The organism is Aureisphaera galaxeae, from assembly GCF_028561275.1.
Lineage (GTDB): Bacteria > Bacteroidota > Bacteroidia > Flavobacteriales > Flavobacteriaceae > Aureisphaera > Aureisphaera galaxeae.
In genome coordinates this window covers 1-17,662 of record NZ_JAQQTF010000008.1, presented here as the reverse complement: position 1 = coordinate 17,662, position 17,662 = coordinate 1, and the positions used below count along the sequence as shown (strand labels likewise).

Here is a 17,662-nt window from a genome sequence, read left to right as displayed (position 1 = left end):
ATTCCTTGCAAATAAGCTTGCACTTTATTCCTTTATGATGCGTTTTGTTACGGTACCGAAGGCCGTGTTTATTCTTACAAAATAAACCCCAGCATTGAATCGGGAAATATCTAAATCGAAATTTATTCTGGAATTCATATTCAAGGATTGATACATAATCTTGCCAGCTACATCCAACACTTCAACACCTGTTAAGCCGTTGGGTTCTGCTCTAATGGAAACAATTCCTTTGGTGGGATTGGGAACTATAGCAATGCCTAAAAAAGAGTCATCCTCAACATTTTCATTAGATAGCGTACAGTCACCACATACAGGCGAAACCCATATCCCCCTTCCATCGGTTCCTGCATATAAATCATTATTGACGTAATTTATTTTAAGGTCGGTTACGGGAATGGATGGCAACCCATCACTAAAATAAACCCAATCGGAACGTGTATCATCTGTGTAATACACCCCATTTTTAAGGCCAATATACAGTCCGTTATTATCGTTATCATCCCATACCAATGAATATCCGTCTAGAGATGGTAAATTCCTTTTCATATTCTCCCAGGTAGCTCCGCCATCATAGGTAGCCCTTACGACAAGCTCTTCATCGAAATATTGCGAAACGTAACCCAATATGTTTGGATTCGTGGGATGCAACGCTAGTTTTTTTATTTCAAACTGACTTCCTGGGGTACTGAATCCATGCCAAGTATTGCCTCCATCCAAGGTTCTATAAAAGGAGGAAAAAGTGGTAATATAGATGATTTGATTATTGGCTGGAGAAATTTCCAAATTCCAAACATCATGGTAATCGGGAGAAATAGCTGTCCAGCTTTCTCCCTTATTTGTCGATTTATAAACCCGATCTTCTGCTATATATAAGGTATTGGGTTCTACAGGGTCCTGTTGCAATGTTTCTGTATAATATGTTCCGTTTGTTGGCAATGGGAGTGAGACGAATGTTTGGCCCCCATCATCAGATCGGCAAAAGTCTCCATAGTAGGAAACAAAACCATAGAAGATATTGTCATCATCCTTATCTATAAGAACCCCATCGTTACGGAACTCCACTCCCAACCAGTCTTTCCAACCATCTGCCGTTGTATAGAAAGACGTACCATTATGACGTGAACCCGTTAACACTTTAGGAGTTTCACTTTGGGAAACGGCCAAACTAGAAACTTCGCGTATTCCCATACCCGTTGTGATGTCCTGATAATACTCTGCGTTAAGGTCAAGGGTGTTCTCAGCCTTGTAAACACCTCCATCGGAACACACAACAAGTGCGTTCCCAGCGAACTGCATCATTTCCACATCTTTATGGCAATAACCTATGTTGGCTGTCGCTGCATCATTGGGTTCCACGTCCGAGGTGCAGGTGAAACTTTGTCCGCCATCCAAGGAGCGCCAAGTGAGAATCCCTGCAATATGCACTTCATCTGCATTATTGGGATTAACAGCGATCGCCATTAATCGCGGTGCCCATCCTAATTCGTCATTTCCCGTAGTAGAGTACCCAAAATAATTGGTATTCCCGTGATCTATTTCTGTAAAATTGAATCCAGTATCTTCGGATACAAACAATCCCCCAAAAACAAATCTATTGGTGGTAGGACTTCTTTTGGTTTGTAGTACATATACCTTATCAGGATCGTCTATACTGACCCCTATCTTTTTTGTCCTATCATTAAATCCTGCAATGGATGCCCAACTTGTTCCGCCATCTGGCGATCGATAAAAACCAGTACCCGAAACATACAACACCTGATCACTTCCAGGTTTAAATGTAATATCGTAAGGATCTTCTTCTGCCAATATGAGCTCCCAGTTCTCCCCTCCATTTGTGGTTCTATGCACTCCAGGTTCGAGGCCAGAGAGCGACCCCCAGATTAGCACATAAATAATCTCTGGATTTGTAGGGTGTACAAGAATCTTTCGAATAGGGTTAATAGAGGAGGGAAGTGGCATACCTACTCCCGGAACCCAGGTCCAACTGTCGCCACCATCCTCAGATTTATTAAGTCCAGAATAATTGGTCGAAAAATAGTAGGTGTTGGGATTGGACGGATCTATGGCTACCGACGATACCCTTTTATTCAGTTTGTCTTCATTCAGTGGGGTCCAATTACCCCCACCATCGATGGTCTTCCATACTCCGCTCGCAGCGGTCCCCACTAGCATTATATCATTATTTGTAGGGTCTACAGCAACGCAGGTGACCCTGCCTATTCCGGGATTCCATCCCGTAGTCGGGTCCCAATCGAAAGGCCCTAATTCCTGCCAATCTCCATTCTGGGCAAACAGGCTTCCAAGTGATAAAAGAAGGGCGTATACAAGAGAGAGTAGTTTCTTTTCCATAAGATCTTTTTCATGAAAGATAAAAAAAATGCTTCAGTAAACCATTAGGCTTCTGAAGCATCTTTTATTAATGTATTCGCTACTTATTGCTTGATAAGTCGTTTGGTTACGGTTCCAAAATCGGAATTCATTCTTACGAAATAGATCCCTGATTTAAATTGTGAAACATCCAAATCGTAATCATGTACAGCATTCAATCGGGTATTTTGAAAAACCATTTTACCCGTAACATCCAGAATCTCTACCCCGTTTAAACCGTATTCTTTAGATCTTATTGAAACATGGCTATACGTTGGGTTTGGAACCAAGGATATACCCATAGCTGTGTTTTGGTTGTCATCAACCGACAACACACAGCCATTGCACATAGGAGAAACCCAGGCACCCCTTCCCTGCGTTCCGGCATAGATCATATTGTTTTCATAATTCACTTCTAAGAAACTAATGTTAATTCTTGGCAAATTGGCCATATAGGGAACCCAATGCCCTAAAGATTCGTTTGTGTAGTATATACCTGTAAAGGTAGAAACAAACAGTCCATTATCACTTCCACCTTCCCACACCAGATCCCATCCCACATCATCTCCAAGATTCCCTACAATATTTTCCCATGTGTCACCACGGTCATAAGAAACCTGAACGGACATACTCTCATTACCAACAGTTGGCCCACCCCCCACATATGCTATGTATTCTTCGTTTGTTGGGTGTAGCGCAATATCAATTACTCCGGTAGGATCGTATATGTTTTCCCAATTACTACCTCCATCCAAGGTACGCATAAAATGACCGGACCTTGAAGTGTAATACATGACTTGGTTGTTGGCGCTTGAGATTTCAAAATTCATAATGTCACTTTGAAAATCTGGACTTATGGGCATCCAACTTTCTCCTTTGTTATTGGATTTGAATACCTGATTATTCGAAACATAAATAGTATTGGGGTCTTGGGGATCTTGTCTTAACGTTTGTTGTTGAGATATTGGAGAATCCGGCATGGGTAATTGTATATACGTCTCTCCTCCATCATCGGTTCTAAAAAAATTATTTTGGGATGAAAATCCATAAAAAACATCTTCGTTCAATGAATTAACGAGCACCCCCCATATATACCCCTCATCTTTCCCCAACCAATCCCTCCATCCAATGGAAGGATCATAAAAAGAAGCCCCCATATCCCTTGAAGAAATAAGTATTTTAGGGTCTGCAGATTGAGCCACGGAAAGCGATGTTAGATTCCTAATACCCATTCCAGAACCTATGTCCCGAAAATAGTCTGCATTTATGTTCTGAGTATCCTCGGCCTTATACAATCCTCCATCGGTACAGGCATATAAGGTAGAATCAACAAAATACAGTTTCTCAATATCTTTATGGCAGTACCCTATATCTGCCGCCGTTGCATCTTCAATTCTAATATCCGATGTAACTTCGAAGGTAACACCGCTATCCAAGGATCTCCATGTAATAATTCCTCCAATATGCACCTCATCTGCGTTTGTTGGATTGGCAGCGATTGTCATTTTCAAAGGTGCTTTTGTATAGGGGTCGTCTGCAGTTGTAGAAGGCCCCAAATAATTATCCTGCCCGTGGTCCCGTTCTTCAAAAGACAGACCTCCATTGTCTGATACGAAGAGACCACCGTAAAGGTTATTATTCCCAACTCTATCCATTTGCAACACATATACTTTTTCCGGATTATCTGGAGACACCGCTATTTTCTTGGTGTGATCGTTGAATCCAGGAATTAATCCCCATGAGGCGCCTCCATCAGGAGAACGGTAAAAGCCATCACCTGAGGCATAAACGACCTCTGGGTTCCCCGGTTTAAATTGAATATCGTACGGATCATCATCTGCAACCACCAATTCCCAATTTTCACCGCCATCCAATGTTCTATAAATACCAGACGGAACTTCACCATAATCCATTATAGCAACTAATATAATGTCCGAATTATCTGGATGAATCAAAATGCTTCTCATGGAATTTACATTCGAAGCATATGGGATAGGAAGTTCGACATCTGGAATCCAAGTCCAGGTTTCACCAGCATCCGTAGATTTAGAGAGACCCGCTCCAACTGCATTAAAGTAATAGATGTTGGAATCATTTGGGTCTATTGCCACGGACAAAACCGATTTATTCTTTTTGGTATCGTTCAAAGGAATCCAATCCTGTCCTCCATTAGTGGTTTTCCACAAACCGCTTCTGGGGGTTCCCACAAGAATGATTTCATGATTGTTGGGATCCACAGCCACACACGTAATCCTACCTACACCAGGAGTCCAACTAGAAGTGGCAATTCCATCAAAAGGTCCTAATTCCTGCCAGTCCCCATTCTGGGCGAACAGGCTTCCAAGTGATAAAAGAATGGCATATACAAGAGAGAGTAGCTTCTTTTCCATAAGATCGTTTTCATGAAAGATAAAAAAAATACCCCGGTGAACAATGGAAGTCACCGAGGTATAAGTCTTTAAAATTTAAACTCCTAGTTCTTAATAAGGCGTTTTGTTACGGTTCCGAAATCTGAATTCATTCTTACAAAATAGATTCCAGCATTCAATTGTGAAATATCGATGGTATGTCTTCCATTAATCTCAACATCGGCTTGGTAAATCACCAATTTTCCGGCCATATCGAATACGCGAATATCCGTTTCCATAGCTTCGGAAAGCTGAATGGTAATCTCATCATTCGCAGGGTTTGGCAATAGGGCTACTTTTTCCTCCGTTAGCACCGTATCATCCGTACCCAAAATAATGGTTCCGTACTGCGTTGGCGACACCCAAAGTCCTCTTCCGTAAGAACCTGCGTAGATCTTCCCTTCCGCAAAGTTGATTTCCAACTCATTGATGATCACGTTGGGAAGGTTATTGAAGTATGGTTGCCACTCGGTAAAGGTGTTATCGATATAGTAAACTCCATAATCCATTCCTACATACAATCCATCCTCTCCATTATTATCCCAAACCACAGAAAGGGATTGGAAGTTAGGAAGGTTCATGAGGTAAGAATTCCAAGTCTGTCCTCCATCATTGGTTATATATACCTTTTGGGCTCCATTGGTAGCTACAGCTACAGTGTCTGGATCTTCGGGATGAATGGCGAAGTTATTAATTAATCCTCCAGGGATGGCCAACTGTTCCCAATCGGTAGCACCACCATCCGTTGTACGGAACATAAATCCTCCTCTAGAAACATAGATAATCTGATTGTTGGTAGGCGCAATTTTCATTTCGTCCAACTTCACACTGAAGTCTTGTGAGATGGGTGTCCAAGTGTTTCCAAAATTTTCAGATTTATACACACGGTCATATCCCACGTAGATGGTTCCATTATCAAAAGGATCTTGCTCAAAAGGAGTTACCCAGTTACCTGGCTGATCTCCACCTACAGGTTCCGGTAAATTGGTTAAGGATGTACCCCCAGTTGCTGTTCGGTACATAAACCCGAACTGGGAAGTAGCAAACATCACATCGGTATTGTTCTTATCCACAAATCCTTCCATTCCGTCGGCACCTACCCAGTCGATCCATTCGCCTGTTATTTCAGAATAAAAAGAAGAACCATTGTCCTGAGATCCTCCCGTTACAATGACATCGGCAGTTTGAGAAATCCCTATTTTGTAAAATTGACGAATCCCGATACCATCGGTTAAATCTTCGTACATAGTGGCGCTAGAAACGTCTGGGGTTTCCGCTTTAAATATACCTCCGTCGGTTCCTATGTATAAAGTTCCACCTGAGAACTCCAAAATATCCACATCGGCATGGCAGTATCCTTTGTTGGCGGCAGCTGCATCCTGTGGAATCCAGTCACTGGTATTGATAAAGTTTTGTCCTCCATCTAATGAACGCCAAGTTAATACCCCAGCAATATGTACCTCATCCACATCGTTCGGATTCACCGAAATGTCCATATCACGAGGCGCTTGTCCTCCTGAAGCAAACCCTGCGGTGTCGTACCCAAAGTAGTTTCTTCCCGCGTGCGGAAGTTCGGTGAAGGTGGCACCACTATCATCGGATCTGTAAATACCTCCAAACTGACTACCATCTGCATCGATTACATACAGTACATTAGGATCGTCTGCAGATACACCCATCATCTTCGCTCCACTATCCCAAGAACCAATGGGGCTAAAGGTAGCTCCTCCATCGGTCGATTTGTGTACGCTGGTACCAGAAGCATAAACCGTATTGGTATCTCCTGGCTTAAATTCAATATCGTATCCGCCTGGGTTGGTCACTTGAGCCCAAGTGGTGCCACCATCGTCAGTTCTATACACTCCAGCATTTGAAGAAGAGGCAAATATGATATCTGAATTATCTGGATTCACCAAAATCTTATTTACTACCGCACTGCTCACATCACCAATCTCATTCCAAGTAGCTCCCGCATCGGTCGATTTATAGATAAGACCTGATAAAGAACCGAAATAGTATGTATCAGAATCATTCGGGTCTATGGTTACCGAATACACGTAAAGATTGGAAAAGTAATCTCCCAGAGGAGTCCAAGTAGCACCTCCGTCGGTAGTTCTCCAAACCCCACCTGTATTAGCACCAACAATCATATGGTCCGTATTGGTGGCATCTATGGATACTCCTGTAATTCTACCTACCCCTGGGCTCCAAGCAGTAGTAGCATTCCAAGTGTCCGGCCCCAGTTCTTCCCAGTTGTCGTTTAAGGAAGCACGTTGGTCTGCTGTGTTATTTAGGTACGCATTATAACTTTCCAGCTCGGCGAGTTTTTCTGTAGTGGGGGTTAAGTAACCATTCTCATTCATGAGGCGGTTGGCCATGTATTCCCATCGTTTAAATTGTTTGTAACCCGATCCACGACCTTTGTCACGGTCTGCGAAATAAGTCTCTGCATTTTCTACAATTTCTGCTACCGAATAGGTACCATCTTCAATCATTCTCAGGTATTCCTGAGCGGACATAGAAGAGCAGAACAATGCAGCAAATGCGCATAGTAAAATTTTGGCTTTCATAGCGATATGTTTTGTTTAAAAATTGGAATTCTTCAAAAATAGGAAAAAACCATGGGCAATTGGGCAAACTTTGTATTTTTACCCTACTACCATAACAAAGCCCATATGCAACCCATACATATCTTATTACTCATAGCCGGATACTTTGCCGTTCTTATGCTTATTTCTTATTTCACCGGTAAGGACGATAGCAACGAAATATTCTTTAAAGCTTCCAAACAATCGCCTTGGTATTTGGTAGCCTTTGGGATGATTGGTGCTTCCTTAAGCGGAGTCACGTTTATCTCAGTGCCTGGTTGGGTCGAAGGATCCCAGTTTAGCTATATGCAGGTGGTATTTGGGTACTTGGTTGGGTACTTTGTGGTAGCCTATGTGTTATTGCCAATTTACTACAGGCAAAACGTTACCTCCATCTATCAATATCTCGAAGATCGATTTGGAGTAGTGAGTTATAAAACGGGAGCATTTTTCTTCTTTGTTTCTAGGGTATTGGGGGCTTCCTTTCGGTTATTTTTGGTAGCCATTGTCCTACAGCAGTTTGTTTTCGATGCCTTTGGCGTGCATTATGTTATCACGGTAATCATTTCCATTCTATTAATTTGGATCTATACGAACCGTGGAGGAATCAAGACCATTGTATGGACCGATACCTTACAGACCCTTTTTATGATCTTAGCTGTTTGTTTATCTATCTATTTCATTACCAGCGAACTGAACTGGAGTTTCGGGGATTTCCTAGCTTCGGATGAATTCAAAAAATACAATAAAACCTTTTTCACCGATAGTCTGTTAGCCAAGAATCATTTCTTAAAATCCTTTATTGGCGGGATGTTCATTACTATTTGTATGACGGGGCTCGATCAGGACATGATGCAAAAAAACCTTACCTGTAAAAGCTTAAAGGATGCGCAAAAAAACATGGTTTCCTTCAGTATTGTTTTGGTCGGGGTCACCTTCCTCTTCATGCTATTGGGAGCACTCCTATATATTCATGCGGGTAAATTCGATATTGGCATTCCGTTAATGGACGGATCGCCCAAAACAGATCTCCTATTTCCAGAAATAGCCTTGAATGGCGGTTTAGGAATTACCTTGGCAGTGACTTTCTTCCTAGGTCTTATTGCGGCTGCCTATTCCAGTGCAGATAGTGCCTTAACTTCCCTTACGACGAGCTTTTGTGTCGATTTCTTAGACCTAGAAAAACGCCCTGAGGCCGAACAGAAAAAACTTCGGAAAAAGACGCACATTTGGATGAGTGTACTGCTCGTTATTGTTGTGATTGCATTCAAATACATTTTAACGAGTAATGTTATTAATAGTCTCTTGGTCGTAGCCGGATATACCTACGGTCCACTTTTGGGACTTTTCGCCTTTGGAATTTTCACGAAGTTCCAGGTAAAGGACAAATACGTTTGGATTGTGACTGTAATTTCTGTGGTGATTACGGCTATTTTGGGGAACATTCCTGCCGAAGCACTTGGCGGATATCAGGTAGGATACGAATTATTACCCATCAATGGGCTTATTACTTTCTTGGGCTTAGTATTGATTCGTTCCCAAAAGAACTAAGGTACACGCCACTTCTACTTCAATATCCTGTTCCCGTAATACGCTGTAGAATTCGGGGTTTTCCGTGCCCGGATTGAAAATAACCCGTTTCGGTTGTAGTGAAATGATATAATCGTAGTAATCGGGTTGATGTTTGGGTCCTACATATAAGGTGATGGTATCCACATCTTCGAACGATTCTTTTTCGTTGGTTATGGGAATTCCTGCTACGTCACCTTCCCTTAGTCCAAAAGCCACTACAGGTTCTCCTTTTTCAACCAAGCGGTGGATCGCCAAATTGGAATATCTGGAAGGATTGGTACTGGCGCCTAGCACCAAGGTCTTTTTCATGTAATTAATTTTTCTGAAAAGTACAACTTAACGCTGGAAGCGAAATCCTAAAACTACGTTAAAATGAAACTTTGATGTAACATAACTTTGATACCACCGTCTATAGTATAGAAATATTTCTAATTCTTTACTGTGAATTTTTTACGTTGATGGTTAGTGTTAATAATAGCAGTGAAGAAAGCCCGGGGTTCTAGACCTCGGGTTTTTTTGTTAATAAACGTTAAAGTAATGCCCAAAGTGTAACACGATTTGGCCTGAAACGTCATATGTGCATTACTTTCAGATTTTGCGGGAACTAACCAAACTGTAAATGAAAGCAACAACCATCATCAAACAAAAAACAAACTAAACAATCAAAACAATGAGACATTTTGTGCTTTTAATGGCCTTGTTCGTGGGCCTTACCTCTTTTGCCGCAGAAGATCCAGCAGCGGATAAAATTGGAAAAATCACAGGAACTGTGATAGACAAAAACCTGAACGAACCCATTCCCTATGTAACTGTTGCTGTACAAACCATCCAAGGAGAAATCATTACCGGTGGGGTTACAGACGATAACGGGAAATTCACCATCAAAGACATTCCAGAAGGGAAAAGTCGTGTTGTTATTCAATATATAGGTTACAAAACCTATTCGGTAGAAATAGATATTTCGAGACGAAATCGTAACGTAGACCTAGGTAGTATTATGTTAGAGGAAGATGTGGAAGCCTTGGACGAAGTAACCGTTACTGCTGAAAGAACAACCATTCAACAAAAACTGGACAGAAAGGTAATCACGGTAGGTAAAGATCTTACGACTAGCGGTCCTACCGCTGCCGATATCATGAACAATTTGCCTTCTGTAAGTGTAGATCAACAAACTGGGGTGCTTTCCTTACGAGGAAACAGCAATGTTCGTGTTATGGTAGATGGAAAGTTGACCAACGTGCCTATTGCCCAGTTGTTAAAGCAAATCCCATCTACCTCTATAAAGCAAATTGAATTGATCACTAATCCTTCGGCAAAGTACAATCCAGAAGGGATGAGTGGTATTGTAAACATTATCCTTCATAAAAACGTAAATATCGGTTTCAACGGAAACGCAAATGTTGCATTTACGTACGAAGAGCAGCCTAAGTTCAACTCTTCCATCGATATGAACTACCGTAACGGTAAATTGAACTTCTATGGAAACTGGGGGCATAATACTTCGAAAAACGAAAATTTCGGAAACATTTTGCGTCCAGGAGATGATACAGAGCAACTTTTCGAATTCTTGGACGATAATCAGTCCAACCTGGTGAAGCTGGGAGTAGACTTCTATTTGAACGATAAGAACACCATTTCCTTTTTCACCAATCAGAATTTCTTCGAAGGTGCAACCGAAGGGGTTACCGATATTGTAGATTTTCAGGATGCTAACTTCAGTGAGTCTCAATTATTCCTTCAGGAAAGCGATAATATGTCAGGGCAATACAACTTCAACTACAAGGTAGATTTTGCCAAGGAAGGACACAATCTTGAGTTGGAAGCGGACTACAATATTTTCGATAATGAAGAGGATGCCGATTTCGATTTTGCCGGAAACAACCCAAGCAGTCCGAACTATGAAGATTTCATCGATACGGAAAGAGATCGACTTACGATCAACTTGGATTATGTAAACCCATTGACAGAGTCTACAAAATTGGAATTGGGATTGGAAGCACGTTTGTTCAATTCGGAAATTGGAAGAACGACCGATCAGCAGGTAATTAATCCATTCAATGTGGAAGGAGCTTTGGTAAGTGGTCCTAGTACCGATTTCGATTACCAGCGTGATATTTATTCTGCCTATTTTACCTACGGAAAAAGCTGGGAAAAATTCAGTGTACAGGTAGGTGCAAGAGCTGAGATGGTAGATGTTGTAGCAGATACCAAGGAATCTTATGAGCCAGGAATTGTAACGGATGATCTCACCAATGTAGATACCGACCCTGGAGTACAAGTTACTCGCGATGGCGATGATATCTTGAAGAATTTCACAAACGATTATTTCCAAGTATATCCATCGGCTTTCGTAACCTATACACCTTCTGAAAAGAATCAGTTTCAGTTAAGTTATAGCCGTCGTGTAGACCGTCCCGGATTGGAGCAGATCAACCCAATTCGTGAGTGGAGTACCCCAAGGATTTCCTCTTTTGGTAAGACCAGCCTAATTCCTCAGTTCACCAATTCTTTTGAAACGAATTACACCAGAAACTTAGGTAAGGGAAGTATTACCGCTGGGGTTTTCTATAGAATTATTGAGGATGAAATTAACCGTGCCCTATTTGTGGACAGAACAGATTTGAACAAGGTAATCCTTACCTATGACAACTTCGAAAACACTTCAGCTTACGGGCTTGAAGTGTCTAGTAACTACCGAGCTACCAAATGGTGGAGTTTCAGTGCTAGTTTCGACTTGTTCAACCAAACTCAAAAAGGAATCAGTGAGCGATTGGCCACTCAGGACAATCCAACTGCCGATGATATTATTTCCGAAAGGTTCGAAGTGGACAACCTTCAGTGGAATGTACGTATGTTCAACAACTTTAGGGTAAACAAAGTTTTAACCCTATCTGCCTTCGGTTTCTACCGCGGGGAATCGAGAACCCTTCAATTCACCTTGGAACCCATGTATTTTGTGAATGTGGGAGCCCGAGTGAACTTGTGGGAAGGAAGAGGAACCTTCAGTCTTAACTACAACGATATCTTCGATACCATGCAGTTTGGGTTCGAAGGGGAACTACCTTACGTACAAACGGGAGCGTTTAACTGGGAAAGTAATACGGTGAATGTAAGCCTTGCCTACCGTTTTGGTGGAGGGAAATACAGAGCTAAGTCCAGAAAACGTCGTGATAATGACGAAAAATCCGGCAGTGGTGGAATTTTCTAGTAGACTGATTAACAAAATGTTATATTTAAGTTAAAACGAAATTTAAAGTGAAACATTTAGTTATATATAGAGTCTATATAAGTAGGAATCACCTAATAAAAGTTTTATAGTTTATTTGAATTAGCCATTCTACCACATTAAAAAGTTATTAGGTTATAAGAGCTCCCCTCGTTTGGGGAGCTTTCTTTTTTAAATATACCCACTATTGGGGATGTTTTATCAGCGAGCCAAGCATTAGTTTTACCATAAATAGCACGGAAAGCTGGGGAGTTTTCGGTGGAGAAAAAAAGGGCCGTCCTCGAGTTGTGGACGGCCCTTTATTGTATCGTTATCCAATTCGTTACCAGCGTATAATAGCACTTCCCCAAGTGAAGCCACTACCAAAGGCTGCCAATACGACCAGATCCCCTTTCTTTATCTTTCCTGCTTCCCAAGCCTCGGTTAAGGCAATAGGAATGGATGCTGCGGTCGTATTACCGTATTTCTGAATGTTATTGAACACCCGATCATCGGACAATTGAAATTTCTTCTGAATGAACTGGGAGATCCTCAAATTGGCCTGATGCGGAATCAGCATATCGATGTCGCTTACCGAAAGTCCGTTGGCCTGTAATCCTTCCATGATTACTTCAGAAAAACGAACCACGGCATTTTTAAACACAAATTGCCCATTCATATAGGGATAATAAGGAATATCATCTTGCGGGTTTTCAGCAATGATTTCGGGAACCCATTTCCCCGTACTAGGGCCTTGTAAAGCCAATTCATCCTTGTGCTTTCCTTCACTGTGCAAATGTGTGGACAAGATTCCACCCTCATCAGAATCACTGCGTGATACTACTGCCGCTCCGGCGCCATCGCCAAAAATTACAGATACGCCCCTACCGCGGGTAGTCATATCCAAGCCACCACTATGGTTTTCACTCCCAATCACCAATACATGCTTGTACATACCTGTTTTCACAAACTGATCGGCTACCGAAATAGCATATACAAATCCGCTACACTGATTTCGTACGTCCAAGGCTGGAACGGTTCCCATTCCCATGAGATCCTGCACCTGAACTCCTCCTCCGGGAAAGTACATGTCCGGACTTAGGGTAGCAAATATGATAAAATCAATATCATCGGAAGTTAGCCCTGCCCTTTCCAGAGCTATATTAGCAGCTTTTACACCCATAATGGAAGTGGAGTTACCGTCTCCTTTCTTAATATGCCTTCGCTCTTTAATTCCCGTACGCTCCTGTATCCAGGCATCGTTCGTATCCATGAGTTTAGAAAGGTCGTCGTTGGTAACCACATTTTCTGGAACGTAGTGTCCCAGACCTGATATTTTTGAAGTAAACATACGCTGCTTTTTATTTCAAGACGGAAAGATACATATTCACCTTAGAGGAGGGAAATTTTTAAGCCGCATATACTATGCGCGCATAAAAGTTAAAAAGACAAGGGTGCCACCACAGCACCCTTACTAAACAACCTAACCAATAAATAATAGAAAAAAATTACTTATTCACAGCAATTCCCTATTTATTTACTAGGTAAAGATAGGAAATTTTGTTTAAACTTTTTATATTTTTATTAAACAAAATATGTTAAAATATTGCAAATCACCCGTTTTCCCCCGAAAAATGCCTGTTTTGCAGTTGAAAATGACATCCTGTCACCTTATTTAGAATGGTATCCTATTTGTCAGGGTATGTGAAAACATTTCAAAAAGAACATACCATGAGTAAAGGAACTATTAATGTATCGGTAGAAAACATCTTTCCGTTAATTAAAAAGTTTTTATACAGTGACCACGAGATTTTCCTCCGTGAGCTCATTTCCAACGCTACCGACGCCACCCTAAAATTGAAACACCTTACCAATATTGGGGAGGCCAAAGTGGAATACGGAGATCCGCAGATCGAGGTTAAAATCGATAAGGAAAATAAAACGCTTCATATCTTGGATCAAGGTTTAGGGATGACTGCTGAAGAGGTAGAAAAGTATATCAATCAGATTGCTTTTTCCGGTGCCGAAGAATTCTTGGAAAAGTATAAGGATAAGCAAGGAGAAGATGCAGGAATCATAGGACATTTCGGTCTTGGGTTCTATTCGGCTTTTATGGTTGCCGACAAAGTGGAGATCATTACTAAAAGCTATAAGGACGAGCCAGCGGCCCATTGGACTTGCGACGGATCGCCAAACTACACGCTGGAAGAAGCCGAAAAAACCGAGCGTGGAACCGAAATCATTCTTCACATTGCAGAAGATGAGACCGAGTTTTTAGAAGAAGGACGCATTCGCGAACTATTGGTGAAGTACAACAAGTTCATGCCCATTCCCATTAAGTTTGGAATGCGCTCGGAAACCCTTCCAAAGCCAGAGGACGCCAAAGAAGACGACCCAGCACCTACTCAAGAAGTAGATAACATCATCAACAATCCGAATCCCGCTTGGACCAAAACACCTTCGGACCTCGAAGACAAGGACTACTCTGCTTTCTACCGAGAGCTTTATCCTATGCAGTTCGAAGAGCCTTTGTTCAATATTCACTTGAATGTAGATTATCCTTTCAACCTTACCGGAATCCTTTATTTCCCAAAGATGTCCAACGATCTGAACATGCAGAAGGATAAGATTCAACTGTATCAAAACCAAGTATTCGTAACGGATAATGTAGAAGGTATTGTTCCTGAATTCCTTACCATGCTTCGCGGGGTGATCGATAGCCCGGACATTCCTCTAAACGTTTCCCGAAGCTACTTGCAAGCCGATGGTGCCGTGAAGAAAATTTCCAGCTACATTACCCGAAAGGTAGCCGATAAGCTGAAGAGTCTTTTCAACGACAACCGCGAGGATTTCGAAAGTAAATGGAACGACATTAAAATTGTAATCGAGTACGGAATGCTCACCGAAGACAAGTTCTTCGAAAAAGCACAGGCATTCGCCCTCTATCCTACGGTAGATGGAAACCACCATACTTTCGAAGAATTGAAGGAAAAGGTGAAAGACCTTCAAACCGATAAGGATGAAAAATTGGTGATACTCTATGCTTCCAATGTTGAAGAACAACACAGTTACATAGAAGCTGCTAAGGAAAAAGGATATGAAGTCTTGCTGTTGGATTCCCCTATCGTCCCTCATTTGCTTCAGAAAATGGAATCTGAAAATGAGAAAACCGCATTTGTACGAGTAGATTCGGATCATATCGACAACCTGATCAAGAAGGAAGAAGAGACCATTTCAAAACTTACGGAAGAAGAGCAAGAGACGCTAAAAACCTTCCTTACCGAAACCATTCCTGCCGAAAAATTCTCGGTTCAATTAGAGGCTATGGATAGTAATGCCAGTCCGTTTATCATTACAGAACCTGAGTTTATGCGTCGCATGAAAGAGATGCAACAAACTGGAGGCGGTGGTATGTTTGGTATGGGCCATATGCCAGAAATGTACAATCTCGTAGTAAACACCAATCACGAATTGGTTGTACAAATCCTAAACACCAAAACACAGAAGAAAAAGGAGCGTTTGGTGAGCCAAGCACTAGATCTGGCACGTTTAAGCAAGAACCTTTTAAAAGGGGAAGAATTGACTGCATTTATCAAACGCAGCTACGATATGATCAAGTAATTTGAGAACTTAAATTCGTCATACTTGAAACCACCCATTGGGTGGTTTTTTTTTGCTTTTTTGGGATAAATCGATGAAGTGCCATTTTCACCGATATAAACAGGGTTTTAGCGCCCATAATTAGTTGTAGGATATTTCTTTCCGTGCTATTTTTGAGGGACTAATTTTTTATCAAACTTTATAATTATGAAGAAAATCCTACTATTAGTTTTGGGTCTTTGCCTTTCGATGACGGTGACGGCTCAAAATTTCTCTGATGTGATTGCTGATGAGTCCGTCTCAAATTTACCGGCAATCACAACGCAAACCGAAGCCATTGTAGTAAACCAAACGGGGCGAATGGCTTCTACCCTGATCACAGACCGACCTACCTTTCAAGCTGCCTGTGCAGTTCCTCCTGCCCTTATGCTAGAGGATTTTGACGGTGGCCCAGGTGCTGGAATTATTCAAACATGTGGAAACACACTTAGCGCCGCAGGAGACAGTTGCTTTCCTGCTGGAGAAATTCTACCCGGAGTTGAAATCACCCGTAGCGGTGGAGCCGGAGTAGTTTATGTTGGTGTTGGATGGAGCGGATATCCTTATCCAGAACCTTACGTGGGGTCCAACACATTTACAACTTACACGATTATCAATCTTACACAACCAACAAGTCAGGTTGGATTTGACCTAATTTCATTGCGAAGTGGAAACCCTGCAGATGGCAATAATGGTGGAGACATCGATGTTCGTGTGTATGGAAATTCAGGACTTATCGACACTTACACCATAACACTTACCGGGAGCAATCCGTCTTTTGTGGGTATTGTGGGCGATGAAGCCATTACAAGACTAGAATTACAAGATCCTACAGGACAAGATGTGGAGTTGGTTGCCAACTTAGAATTTGGAGATTGCGGCCTACCTATGATCGTATGCCCTTCAGATGTTGTTGTTGATTCTACCCCTGGAGCTTGTGGTGCTGTAGTAGGTTTTGCTCCACCACTTGTATCGGACGATGAGGACGATCCGGATCCAGTTCCTGTTCAAACCGCTGGACTACCATCGGGAAGTTTATTCCCTGTCGGAATAAATGTAGTAGAATTTGTGGTTACCGACAGTGACGGCTTAACTGCTACTTGTTCCTTCACGATTACAGTAAACGATGTGGAGGCACCAACATTAACTTGTACGGATACCATTACCGTAGGAAACGATCCTGGTATATGCGGAGCCGTAGTTACTTTCGATCCTCCAGTTGTTAACGACAATTGTCCTGAGATCATGTCTGCAGATATTCCTGGGTTTACAACATTGGGACTATTCCAGGGTAAAACCTATTACCTTTCAGATAATAACTTCACTGGTCCAGGTGCTTTTGCAGATGCAATTGCCAATGGAGGATTTGTAGCAACCGTAACCTCTGCGGAGGTTGACACATTTATATTTAATGCAATTACCAACGAAGGAGTTAACAACTCATTTATTGGGTTTAACGATGTTGCTGTAGAAGGAACCTTTGTATGGCAAAGTGGCGCTCCTGTCACCTATACAAACTGGGGTGGTTCAGAACCGAATAACTCTGGAGGAAATGAAGATTACACGCATTATAGAAGTGACGGTGCTTGGAATGACATCAATGAAAATAATGCAAGAACGTATGTTCTGGAAATAGCTGGAGGCCTAGAACAAACTGCCGGACTTCCTTCCGGTAGCGAATTCCCAGTAGGAACTTCTACCATTGAATGGACTTATACTGATTCTGGAGGAAATGTAGCTACTTGTACGCATGAAATCATTGTTGAAGATACCGAAGCTCCTGTGATCGTTTGCGAAGGGGACTTCCAGTCACAGGACATCATGCTTAACGGTAGCTTCGAGACAGGAGACCTTAGCGACTGGACAGCCGTAGACAACCCTAA

The 17,662-nt window shown here is 41.9% G+C and carries 9 protein-coding genes; 4 read left to right on the top strand and 5 right to left on the bottom strand.

Translation table 11 applies throughout. The features are described from left to right. Nucleotides 1–24 precede the first annotated feature (24 nt). From POV27_RS15415 to POV27_RS15405, 3 genes are all read right to left on the bottom strand, one after another. The gene (locus POV27_RS15415; RefSeq protein ID WP_272863688.1) at nucleotides 25–2,349 is read right to left on the bottom strand and encodes a VPS10 domain-containing protein; all 2,325 of its coding nucleotides are present in this window, start codon (nucleotides 2,347–2,349) and stop codon (nucleotides 25–27) included. A gap of 83 nt (nucleotides 2,350–2,432) precedes the next feature. Then, the gene (locus tag POV27_RS15410) at nucleotides 2,433–4,757 is read right to left on the bottom strand and encodes a T9SS type A sorting domain-containing protein (RefSeq protein WP_272863687.1); all 2,325 of its coding nucleotides are present in this window, start codon (nucleotides 4,755–4,757) and stop codon (nucleotides 2,433–2,435) included. 83 nt (nucleotides 4,758–4,840) lie between these two features. Further along, complete coding sequence (locus POV27_RS15405) at nucleotides 4,841–7,345, bottom strand: T9SS type A sorting domain-containing protein (RefSeq protein ID WP_272863686.1); 2,505 nt, start codon at nucleotides 7,343–7,345, stop codon at nucleotides 4,841–4,843. 105 nt (nucleotides 7,346–7,450) lie between these two features. On the opposite strand from POV27_RS15405, the gene POV27_RS15400 reads away from it, so the two are divergent. Beyond that, nucleotides 7,451–8,914: a sodium:solute symporter gene (locus tag POV27_RS15400; protein WP_272863685.1), complete on the top strand. Its 1,464-nt coding sequence runs from the start codon at nucleotides 7,451–7,453 to the stop codon at nucleotides 8,912–8,914. Here the strand turns inward: POV27_RS15400 and POV27_RS15395 are convergent. Further along, complete coding sequence (locus POV27_RS15395; protein ID WP_272863684.1) at nucleotides 8,885–9,244, bottom strand: CoA-binding protein; 360 nt, start codon at nucleotides 9,242–9,244, stop codon at nucleotides 8,885–8,887. The genes POV27_RS15400 and POV27_RS15395 overlap by 30 nt on opposite strands. 361 nt (nucleotides 9,245–9,605) lie before the next feature. Here POV27_RS15395 and POV27_RS15390 point away from each other — a divergent pair, with 361 nt between their 5' ends. Continuing rightward, nucleotides 9,606–12,143: a TonB-dependent receptor gene (locus POV27_RS15390; RefSeq protein WP_272863683.1), complete on the top strand. Its 2,538-nt coding sequence runs from the start codon at nucleotides 9,606–9,608 to the stop codon at nucleotides 12,141–12,143. Nucleotides 12,144–12,483: 340 nt separating this feature from the next. Here POV27_RS15390 and POV27_RS15385 read toward each other — a convergent pair whose 3' ends face one another. Then, nucleotides 12,484–13,491, bottom strand: coding sequence for a 3-oxoacyl-ACP synthase III family protein (locus POV27_RS15385; protein ID WP_272863682.1), 1,008 nt, complete (start codon nucleotides 13,489–13,491; stop codon nucleotides 12,484–12,486). Nucleotides 13,492–13,871: 380 nt separating this feature from the next. On the opposite strand from POV27_RS15385, the gene htpG reads away from it, so the two are divergent. Further along, nucleotides 13,872–15,761, top strand: coding sequence for a molecular chaperone HtpG (gene htpG / locus POV27_RS15380; RefSeq protein WP_272863681.1), 1,890 nt, complete (start codon nucleotides 13,872–13,874; stop codon nucleotides 15,759–15,761). A gap of 186 nt (nucleotides 15,762–15,947) precedes the next feature. Further along, nucleotides 15,948–17,662: HYR domain-containing protein (locus POV27_RS15375; RefSeq protein ID WP_272863680.1), on the top strand; the 1,715-nt coding region annotated here is incomplete at its 3' end.